This window comes from Kitasatospora sp. NPDC048298 (genome assembly GCF_043201465.1).
GTDB lineage: Bacteria > Actinomycetota > Actinomycetes > Streptomycetales > Streptomycetaceae > Kitasatospora.
The window spans coordinates 392,818-402,281 of the sequence record NZ_JBICYZ010000002.1 but is presented as its reverse complement, the minus strand read 5'-3'; the positions used below and the strand labels follow the sequence as shown (position 1 = coordinate 402,281).

10 protein-coding genes are annotated in these 9,464 nt (G+C 73.4%); 4 read left to right on the top strand and 6 right to left on the bottom strand.

Annotated elements, in window-relative coordinates; all coding sequences use genetic code 11:
- Positions 1 to 131: 131 nt before the first annotated feature.
- The 4 genes from ACGF0D_RS02920 to ACGF0D_RS02905 all read right to left on the bottom strand — a co-directional run bounded on the left by ACGF0D_RS02920 (position 132) and on the right by ACGF0D_RS02905 (position 3,854).
- Positions 132 to 734 (bottom strand): malonic semialdehyde reductase, encoded by a 603-nt coding sequence (locus tag ACGF0D_RS02920; RefSeq protein WP_392873713.1) that lies wholly within the window; start codon positions 732 to 734, stop codon positions 132 to 134.
- 144 nt (positions 735 to 878) lie between these two features.
- Complete coding sequence (locus ACGF0D_RS02915; RefSeq protein ID WP_355255301.1) at positions 879 to 1,136, bottom strand: exodeoxyribonuclease VII small subunit; 258 nt, start codon at positions 1,134 to 1,136, stop codon at positions 879 to 881.
- 64 nt (positions 1,137 to 1,200) lie between these two features.
- Positions 1,201 to 2,412, bottom strand: coding sequence for an exodeoxyribonuclease VII large subunit (gene xseA, locus ACGF0D_RS02910; RefSeq protein WP_392913713.1), 1,212 nt, complete (start codon positions 2,410 to 2,412; stop codon positions 1,201 to 1,203).
- 62 nt (positions 2,413 to 2,474) lie between these two features.
- Positions 2,475 to 3,854, bottom strand: a complete 1,380-nt coding sequence (locus tag ACGF0D_RS02905) for an APC family permease (RefSeq protein WP_392913712.1) — start codon at positions 3,852 to 3,854, stop codon at positions 2,475 to 2,477.
- A gap of 110 nt (positions 3,855 to 3,964) precedes the next feature.
- On the opposite strand from ACGF0D_RS02905, the gene ACGF0D_RS02900 reads away from it, so the two are divergent.
- On the top strand, positions 3,965 to 4,939 hold the full coding sequence (locus ACGF0D_RS02900) for a 4-hydroxy-3-methylbut-2-enyl diphosphate reductase (protein WP_392913711.1): 975 nt from the start codon (positions 3,965 to 3,967) through the stop codon (positions 4,937 to 4,939).
- A gap of 153 nt (positions 4,940 to 5,092) precedes the next feature.
- The gene (ppgK, locus tag ACGF0D_RS02895) at positions 5,093 to 5,839 is read left to right on the top strand and encodes a polyphosphate--glucose phosphotransferase (protein ID WP_392913710.1); all 747 of its coding nucleotides are present in this window, start codon (positions 5,093 to 5,095) and stop codon (positions 5,837 to 5,839) included.
- A gap of 60 nt (positions 5,840 to 5,899) precedes the next feature.
- Here the strand turns inward: ppgK and ACGF0D_RS02890 are convergent, their stop codons facing one another.
- A complete protein-coding gene (locus ACGF0D_RS02890; RefSeq protein WP_392913709.1) occupies positions 5,900 to 6,517 on the bottom strand; it encodes a DUF6542 domain-containing protein in 618 nt (205 codons plus the stop codon).
- Between the two features lie 370 nt (positions 6,518 to 6,887).
- On the opposite strand from ACGF0D_RS02890, the gene ychF reads away from it, so the two are divergent.
- On the top strand, positions 6,888 to 7,961 hold the full coding sequence (gene ychF, locus ACGF0D_RS02885) for a redox-regulated ATPase YchF (RefSeq protein ID WP_392873695.1): 1,074 nt from the start codon (positions 6,888 to 6,890) through the stop codon (positions 7,959 to 7,961).
- A gap of 88 nt (positions 7,962 to 8,049) precedes the next feature.
- Positions 8,050 to 8,658: an ABC transporter ATP-binding protein gene (locus ACGF0D_RS02880; protein ID WP_392913708.1), complete on the top strand. Its 609-nt coding sequence runs from the start codon at positions 8,050 to 8,052 to the stop codon at positions 8,656 to 8,658.
- 137 nt (positions 8,659 to 8,795) lie between these two features.
- Here ACGF0D_RS02880 and ACGF0D_RS02875 read toward each other — a convergent pair whose 3' ends face one another.
- Positions 8,796 to 9,458 carry an HAD-IA family hydrolase gene (locus tag ACGF0D_RS02875; RefSeq protein WP_392913707.1) on the bottom strand — a complete coding sequence of 221 codons (663 nt, stop codon included), beginning with the start codon at positions 9,456 to 9,458 and terminating at the stop codon, positions 8,796 to 8,798.
- Between the last annotated feature and the right edge of the window lie 6 nt (positions 9,459 to 9,464).

Below are 9,464 nucleotides of genomic sequence, written 5' to 3'. Positions count from 1 at the left end.
AGCTTCACAGGCCCCTGGGCCGTCCGGTCCTTGCGGATCTCGAAGTCCAATGCATCCCCTGAACTGGGGTGTTGCAACGACTCCTAGAACCCAAGAACCGGTACGGGGCCCTTCGGCGTGCGCGGGGCGGATCAGACCGTGGTGACGACCTCGTCGTAGGCCAGGCGCGGCGAACGCGGGAACCAGGCGTCCTCGCCCGGCCGGCCGATGTTGACCACGGCCAGCACCGAGTGCTCGCCGTCCTCGAAGAACTCCTTGTTGATGCCGTCGGCGTCGAAGCCGGTCATCGGGCCGGCGGCCAGGCCGGCGGCGCGCACGCCGACGATGAAGTAGGCGGCCTGCAGGGCGCCGTTCAGCGTGGCGGACTGCTCGCGGACGCTGCGCTCCGAGAAGAACAGGTCCTTGGCCTGCGGGAAGTGCGGGAGCTGGGTCGGCAGCTCCTCGTGGAACTCGTTGTCCACGGCCAGGATGGCGACCAGCGGGGCGGCGGCGGTCTTGTCCTTGTTGCCGTCCGCCATCTGCCGGACGAGGCGCTCGCGGCCCTCGGCCGAGCGGACCAGGACGACGCGCAGCGGCTGCTGGTTGAAGGCGGTCGGGCCGAACTTGACCAGCTCGTAGATGGCCTGGATCTGCTCCTCGGAGACCGGCTCGTCGGTGAAGGTGTTCGCGGTGCGGGCCTCGCGGAACAGCAGGTCCTGGGCGGCGGCGTCGAGTACCAGAGCGTCGGTGGTCATGCTTGTGCACCTCATGCGGAAAGGGGTTCGTCGGTGTGACCGGCCGCGGCCGATCACCTCTTCCAACATAGGTGAATATTCAACGATTCCCCAAGTGGATGTGACCCGCCTCACCTTCCGCCCGGTTCCACCCGCCGCGCGGCCTCACTCCCCGCCCGGGTTCGCGCCCTCCTCGGCGGCCAGCGCGGCGTCCAGCCGGGCCCGGGCGCCGTCCAGCCAGCGCTGGCACACCTTCGCCAGCTGCTCGCCGCGCTCCCACAGGGCCAGCGACTCCTCCAGCGAGGTGCCGCCGTTCTCCAGCTGCCGGACGACGTCCAGCAGCGCGTCCCTGGCGTGCTCGTAGCCCAGCGCGTCGTCCGGGTTCGGCGCCGCCGCGTCCTGCTGTTCCTGCTGCTCTGCCATGCGTGCCAGCGTAGGGGCTCGGGCCGACACTCCCCAGCCCCGTCCGGCCGTGGTCGGGGCCTGCCTACCGGGGGTCCACGGTGACGTCGAGGCCGCCGCCCGCCACCCGGGCGTGCAGCCCCTCGCCGGGCGCGACCTGCGCCGGGTCGGTCACCACCGTGCCGTCCGCCCGCTGGAGCACCGCGTAGCCGCGCTCCAGGGTGGCCGCCGGGGAGAGCGCGACCACCCGGGCCAGGGTGTGCCCGAGGTCGCTCTGCGCGTGGTCCAGCCGGTGCCGCAGGGTGCGCCGGGCCCGCTCCAGCAGGCCGTCCACCTCCTGCCCGCGCCCGTCCAGCATCCGGTGCGGGGCGGCCAGCGCCGGACGGCTGCGCACCCCGTCCAGCCCGTGCTGCTCGCGCTCGACCCGGGACAGCACGTGCCGGCGGGCGCGGTCCCGCAGCTGGCGGATCTTCGCCAGCTCCTCGCCGACGTCCGGAACCACCCGTTTGGCCGCGTCGGTCGGGGTGGAGGCGCGCAGGTCGGCCACGAAGTCCAGCAGCGGCTGGTCCGGCTCGTGCCCGATCGCGCTCACCACCGGCGTACGGGCGGCCGCGACCAGCCGCACCAGCCCCTCGTCCGAGAACGGCAGCAGGTCCTCCACGCTGCCGCCGCCGCGGGCCACGACGATCACGTCGACCTCGGGGTGCTCGTCCAGCTCCCGCACGGCCGCGCTCACCCGCTCCACCGCGCTGACCCCCTGCACCGGGACGTTGCGCACCTCGAAGCGGACGGCCGGCCAGCGCCGCCGGGCGTTCTCCAGGACGTCCCGCTCGGCCGCCGAACCGCGCCCGGTGACCAGCCCGACGCACTGCGGCAGGAACGGCAGCGGCTTCTTGCGCTCGGCCGCGAACAGGCCCTCCCCGGCGAGCCGCCGCTTCAGCTGCTCCAGCCGGGCCAGCAGCTCGCCCAGGCCCACCGGCCGGATCTCGGAGGCGCGCATCGACAGCTGCCCGCGCGCCGCGTACCACTCCGGCTTGGCGTGCACGACGACCCGCGCGCCCTCCTGCACCACGTCCGCGACCTGGTCGAACACCGAGCGGAAGCAGGTCACCGTGAGCGACACGTCGGCCTGGGGGTCGCGCAGGGTCAGGAACACCACGCCCGCGCCGGGCCGGCGGCTGAGCTGGGTGATCTGCCCCTCCACCCAGACCGCGCCGAGCCGGTCGATCCAGCCGCCGATCAGCGCGGAGACCTTGCCGACCGGGAGCGGCGCTTCGGGGGAGCTGGTGTTGGCCATGCGTACGAGGCTAGCGGCGCCGGCCGACACGGCTACCGCCACCGCAACGGCCACAGCCGCGCCTACGGCTGTCGGCGCCCGCCGGCCCGGCCGGGGCCGCCGCTTCGGCCGCTCGCCCCCTGGACGGCGAGCACCACCAGGCCGACCGTCAGCCAGACCAGCCCGACCAGCTGCGCGGTGGGCGAGGCCTCGTACACCACCGCCCCGATCACCGCGATCCCCAGCACCGGCACGACCAGGTGCCGCAGCCACCGCCGCGAGCGGTGCCGCACCGCGTACCAGCCGATCACCGAGGCGTGCAGCAGCGCGAAGGCGGTCAGCGCGCCCACGTTCACCACCGAGGTGAGCTGGTCCAGCCCGTCGTCCCGGTCGGCCGCCCAGACCGCCGCCGCCATCGTGATCACCGCGGCCGTCAGCAGCGCCCGGCGCGGCACCGCGCTGGCCGGGTCGACCGAGCCGAGCGCCCGCGGCAGCCGGCCGTCCCGGGCCATCGCGAAGACCAGCCGGCCGGCCGCGGCCTGCCCGGCCAGGGCGGCGAAGGCCGCGCCGATCGCCTTGCCGGCCGCCACCAGCACGTGCAGCCAGTGCCCGACCCCGCTCTCCACGGTGTCGTAGAAGGCCGAGCCCTGGGCCGCCGGGTCCGCCGCGAGCTGCTGCGGGCCGGTCGGCTCCAGCAGCGCCGCCAGGTAGGTCTGGACGACGAACAGCACCCCGGCCAGCGCCAGGCACCAGAGCACCGCCCTGGCCACCGCCGCGGACGCGCCGACCGCCTCCTCCACGAAGGTGGCGATCGCGTCGAAGCCCAGGTAGGAGAGCACCGCGACGGACACCGCCGAGATCACCGCGGTCAGCGAGAACGCCCCGACGGCGGTGAACGGGGTGTCCCAGCCGCGCCGGGCGCCGTCCTGGACCAGCGCCACCACGGCCGCGGCCGTGAACACCAGCAGCACCGCGATCTCCATCGCGAGCACCGCGAACCCGACCGCCGCCGCCGTCCGCACCCCGACCAGGTTGAGCGCGGTGGTCACCACCACCGCGAGCGCCGTCCAGACCCAGCGGGAGACGTCCGGCACCAGGGAGTTCAGCGCGATCCCGGAGAACAGGTAGGCCACCGCGGGGATCAGGAGGTAGTCGAGCATCGCCATCCACCCGGCGACGAAGCCCGGGCCCTCGCCCAGGCCGGCCCGCGCGTAGGCGAACACCGAGCCGGTCTGCGGCACCGCGCGCACCATCTCGGCGTACGAGAAGGCGGTGAGGCCCATCGCCACCGTCGCGGCCAGGTACACGGCGGCGACGGCTCCGTGGCTCCTGGCGTCCAGCACGCCGAACACGCCGACCGGGGCCATCGGGGCGATGAACAGCAGTCCGTAGACCATCAGATCGCGCACGCCCAGGCTGCGGCGCAGGCCGCTCGGCGTCGCCTGCTCGCTCACAGAGCTCATAGACACCACATTTTGAGCGGTATCGACCGAGTCCGCACGGAAAGCGTCCACCGTTGGCGCGGCTCCCCGGCCGGGGCGGCGGGACCCGCCACCGCCCGTACGATGGAGCCATGTCCAAGACCGCGCAGCGCCGTGTCCTGCTCGCCGCCCCCCGGGGCTACTGCGCGGGAGTCGACCGCGCCGTGATCGCCGTGGAGAAGGCCCTGGAGCAGTACGGGGCGCCCATCTACGTCCGCAAGCAGATCGTCCACAACAAGTACGTGGTGCAGACCCTGGAGAAGAAGGGCGCGATCTTCGTCGACGAGACGGAGGAGGTGCCGCAGGGCGCGATCGTCGTCTTCTCCGCGCACGGCGTCGCCCCGTCCGTCCACGACGAGGCGCGGGCCGGGAAGCTCGCCACCATCGACGCGACCTGCCCGCTCGTCACCAAGGTGCACAAGGAGGCCGTGCGCTTCGCCGACGAGGGCTTCGACATCCTGCTGGTGGGCCACGAGGGCCACGAGGAGGTCATCGGCACCATGGGCGAGGCCCCGGACCGGATCCACCTGGTGGACGGTGCCGAGGATGTCGCCAACGTGCGGGTCCGGGACGAGTCCAAGATCGTCTGGCTGTCCCAGACCACCCTGTCCGTGGACGAGACTATGGCCACCGTCGGCGAGCTGAAGAAGCGCTTCCCCGCGCTGGTCAGCCCGCCCAGCGACGACATCTGCTACGCCACCCAGAACCGCCAGGTCGCGGTCAAGCAGCTGGCCGCGGAGACCGACCTGCTGATCGTGGTCGGCTCCAGGAACTCCTCCAACTCCGTCCGCCTGGTCGAGGTCGGCCTGGAGTACGGCGCCAAGGCCGCCCACCTGGTGGACTTCGCCGAGGAGATCCGCGAGGAGTGGCTGGAGGGCGTCACCACGGTCGGCCTGACCAGCGGCGCCTCGGTGCCGGAGATCCTGGTCGACGGCGTGCTGGAGTTCCTGGCCGCGCGCGGTTACGACACGGTCGAGACGGTCAAGACCGCCGAGGAGCACCTGACCTTCTCGCTGCCCAAGGAGCTGCGCCGCGACCTGCGCGCCGAGGCGGCGGGCAAGCTCTGACCCCACCCGGAAGGCCCGGCACCCCCGACGCGGGGCGCCGGGCCTTCCGCTGTGCACGCCCCGGCGCGCTCTCGTAGCTTTGTGCACAGGCTGTGGACAATCCACCGGCCGCGGACCGGCCCGGTCCGCGGCCGACGGCGGAGGGCGGACGTGATGACGGCGGTATTCGGCGTGGACATCGGCGGTTCGGGGATCAAGGGGGCGCCCGTCGACCTCGCCCGGGGCGCGCTCGTCGAGGAGCGCCACAAGGTGCTCACCCCGCAGCCGTCCGCGCCCGAGGCCGTGGTCGCCGCCGTCTGCGAGGTGGTCCGCCACTTCGACCACCGGGGCCCGGTCGGGCTGACCTTCCCCGGCGTGGTGGTCGACGGCCGCACCAGAACGGCGGCCAACGTGGACAAGGGCTGGATCGGCCTGGACGCGGCGGGCCTCTTCCGCGAGGCACTGGGGATGCCCGCGACCGTCCTGAACGACGCGGACGCGGCCGGCCTGGCCGAGCTGACGCACGGCGCCGGCCGGGGCGAGCCGGGCGTGGTCCTGGTGCTCACCTTCGGCACCGGCATCGGCAGCGCCCTGTTCGTGGACGGCACGCTGGTGCCCAACACCGAGCTGGGCCACCTGGAGCTGCGCGGCAAGGACGCCGAGCGCCGGGCCTCCTCGGCCGCCAAGGAGCGGCACGGGCTGGACTGGGAGCAGTGGGCCGGGCGGGTGGACGACTACCTGGACCTGGTGGAGAGGCTGTTCTCGCCGCACCTGATCGTGATCGGCGGCGGGGTGAGCCGCAAGCACGAGAAGTTCCTGCCGCTGCTGAGGGACCGCGAGGCGCGCGTGGTGCCGGCGGAGCTGCGCAACGACGCGGGCATCGTCGGGGCCGCCATGGCGGCGGCCCGGGCGGAGGGCTGAGCGGGCCGGGCCCCGGGCTCGGCACTCGGTCCTCGGCTCAGGCCTCGGGGCAGGGCGGCGTCAGCGGGAGCGGTGGATCCGGCGCTGGGCGACGAACCGCGCGAGCACGATCAGCACGGCCAGCCCGGTGCCGGAGAACAGCCACCCGGCCCGCAGCGCCAGCCCGGTCGCCAGCGAGACCACCTGGGCGGTGACGCCCGGGGAGCTCACCGGCTCGAGCAGCAGCAGCGCGAGGGCGAAGGCGATCGGTCCGCTGATCGGTGCGGCCAGCAGGTCGACGTAGCGCACCCGGACGGCCAACTGGAAGCAGACCACCAGGTAGCCGAGGCCGAACACCCAGCCCAGGCCGTCGAACAGCAGCCGGTCCACGCCGGCCACCGCGAGCGTCGCCAGGACGGCGACCACCCCGGTGCCGACGGCCGTCAGCCGGGCCCGCCGGCCGGTGCGCCGCCGCCCGTCCGACGGTTCCTCGCCGCGCTGCCCGGCCCCCGGCACGCGCAGGCGCAGCCGGGGGCTGGCCGGGGGCTCGGTGGCCGCCGGGCGCGGCCGGGAGCCGCGCCCGGCGGGGGCCCCGGCGCTCTCGGGGGGCCGGCCCGGGCCGGGGACGGCGGCTGCGGCCCGGCCGGTCGGCGGACGGCGTCTGGGCTCTGGCGGCTGGGTACGGATGCTCTGCTCCACCCGCCCAACGTACGGTCCGATCATCGCCACACTGTGTAATGGACCGTTCAGGTCTTGCCCCGTGTCTTTGGACGGAGTGGTGATGTGATCGTCATTCAGGTCGGCTGACCTGCTCGGACGAGCCGACGGGCGATGAGCGCCGGATCCGTACACGGGCTTCCCGCGGGGGGACAACATGACCGATTTCACGTTCGAACGGCTCGATCACGTCCGGCTCGACATCCCGGCCGGCGCCGAGGACGAGTGCCGGGCGTTCCCGGAGCCCGAGGCGGCGACCGAGGAGTGAGGCGGGGCGGGGGCTGCCCGTAGACTTGGGGGTCGGCCCGTACGGTGCCGACCCAACTCCTCCAAGCCCACGGGACTGCGCTTCATGTCGCTCACGATCGGAATCGTCGGCCTGCCGAACGTCGGCAAGTCGACCCTGTTCAACGCCCTGACCAAGAACGACGTGCTGGCGGCCAACTACCCGTTCGCCACCATCGAGCCGAACGTCGGCGTGGTCGGCGTCCCGGACGAGCGGCTGACCAAGCTCGCCGAGATCTTCGGCTCCCAGCGCATCCTCCCGGCGACCGTCGACTTCGTCGACATCGCCGGCATCGTGCGCGGCGCCAGCGAGGGTGAGGGCCTGGGCAACAAGTTCCTCGCCAACATCCGCGAGTCGGACGCGATCTGCCAGGTCGTGCGCGCCTTCACCGACCCGGACGTGGTGCACGTGGACGGCAAGGTGTCGCCCAAGGACGACATCGAGACCATCCACACCGAGCTGATCCTGGCCGACCTCCAGACCATCGAGAAGGTCCTGCCGCGGCTCCAGAAGGAGGCGCGCCTCAAGAAGGACACCGCCCCCGTGCTGGCCGCCGCCGAAGCCGCGCAGGCGGTCCTGGAGACCGGCAAGACCCTCTTCGAGGCGGGCTTCGACACCGCCCCGATCCGCGAGCTCCACCTGCTGACCTCCAAGCCCTTCCTCTACGTCTTCAACGTGGACGAGGACGAGCTGGCCGACGAGGACTTCAAGAACGCCCAGCGCGAGCTGGTCGCCCCGGCCGAGGCGATCTTCCTCAACGCCAAGATCGAGTCCGAGCTGATCGAGCTGGACGAGGCCGAGGCCCTGGAGCTGCTCCAGTCCATGGGCCAGGAGGAGCCCGGCCTCGCCACCCTCGCCCGGGTCGGCTTCGACACCCTGGGCCTCCAGACCTACCTGACGGCCGGCCCGAAGGAAGCCCGCGCCTGGACCATCAAGAAGGGCGCCACCGCCCCCGAGGCCGCCGGAGTCATCCACACCGACTTCCAGAAGGGCTTCATCAAGGCCGAGGTCATCTCCTTCGCCGACCTGGTCGAGACCGGCTCCATCGCCGAGGCCCGCTCCAAGGGCAAGGCCCGCATCGAGGGCAAGGAGTACGTCATGCAGGACGGCGACGTCGTGGAGTTCCGCTTCAACGTCTGATCGGTGACACGGCACGGCACTGCTGATCCGGCGAACGTGCAGGTCGGAGGGGGTCTGTTCCTTTCGGTTCAGACCCCTCGCCGCTCCTGTGCCGAGTTGGTGCCGACCTGGGGACACCCCTGATCACCCCTCGTCGGCGGTCCGGCGCCGACTTCGTGCTGACTCCGGCGACGCACGCCGGGTCACCGCTCTCGACCGGGTCTCCGTCGAGTTCCAGCAGGGCCAGTTCACCGCCATCATGGGACCGTCCGGATCGGGCAAGTCCACGTTGATGCAGTGTCTGGCCGGCCTGGACTCGCCCACCTCGGGCTCGGCCAGGATCGGCACGATGGAGCTGGCACGCCTCTCGGACCGGCTCGGCCACCGGCCCGGAGAGCTCTCCGGGGGGCAGCAGCAACGCGTCGCGTGGGCACGGGCGTTGGCGGGGCGCCCGGAGATCGTCTTCGCCGACGAGCCGACCGGCAACCTCGACACCCGCACGGGGGCCGAAGTCCTCTCCCTGCTCGGTCAGCTGGTCCGGGAGATGGGCCAGACGATCGTGATGGTCACGCACGACCCGGCCGCCGCGGCGTACGCGGACCGCGTGGTCTTCCTCGCCGACGGTCGCATCGTCGACGACCTCTGGCGGCCCGGAACGGGACAGCTCCTGGAGCGCATGAACCGGTTCGACGGCCCGCGGGGACCTCGGGGCCGTTGATCCCACTGTCAGAGCACGCCGCCGCGTCCGGCTGCCGTGGGGCCTCGGCCGGGTGCGCCCGGACACTGCGGACCGACTCGACGGCCGGGCGCGTACCCGTACCGGTCCGGGCCCGGAGCGGTACGGCGTTGCGGGGGTCAGGCGATGGTGACGGTGAGGAGGCCGTCGGGGGTGGTGGTGACGGTGACGGCGGTGAGGGTGTCGGCGTGGGCGTCCGGGTGGTGGGGGAGGGCGCGCGGGCCGATGCCGATGACGCGGACGCCGGCGGCCCTGGCGGCGGCGATGCCGGCGCCGGAGTCCTCGAAGGCGAGGCAGTCGGCGGGTGCGAAGCCGAGGGCGGCGGCGCCCTTGAGGAAGCCCTCGGGGTCGGGCTTGCTCGCGCCGACGGACTCGGCGGTGACCAGGACGGGCGGCAGCGGCAGGTCGGCGGCGGCCATCCGGACCCGGGCGAGCGGCTGGTCGGCGGAGGTGACCAGGGCGTGCGGGAGCCCGGCCAGCGAGGCGAGGAAGGCGGCGGCGCCGGGCACCGGGACGACGCCCTCGGTGTCGGCGCGCTCCTCGTCGAGCATCCGCTCGTTGTCGGCCAGGTTGAGCTCGGCCGGGCGCTCGGGCAGCAGGGCGGCCATGGTCGCGTGGCCCTGGCGGCCGTGGGCGACGGCGAGTACCTCGGCGGGGTCCAGGCCGTGCCGCCCGGCCCAGCGGCTCCAGCAGCGCTCGACCACGGCGTCGGAGTCGACGAGCGTCCCGTCCATGTCGAGGAGGACGGCGCGGGCGGTCAGGCGGACGGGGGTGGCGGGCACGGGGTG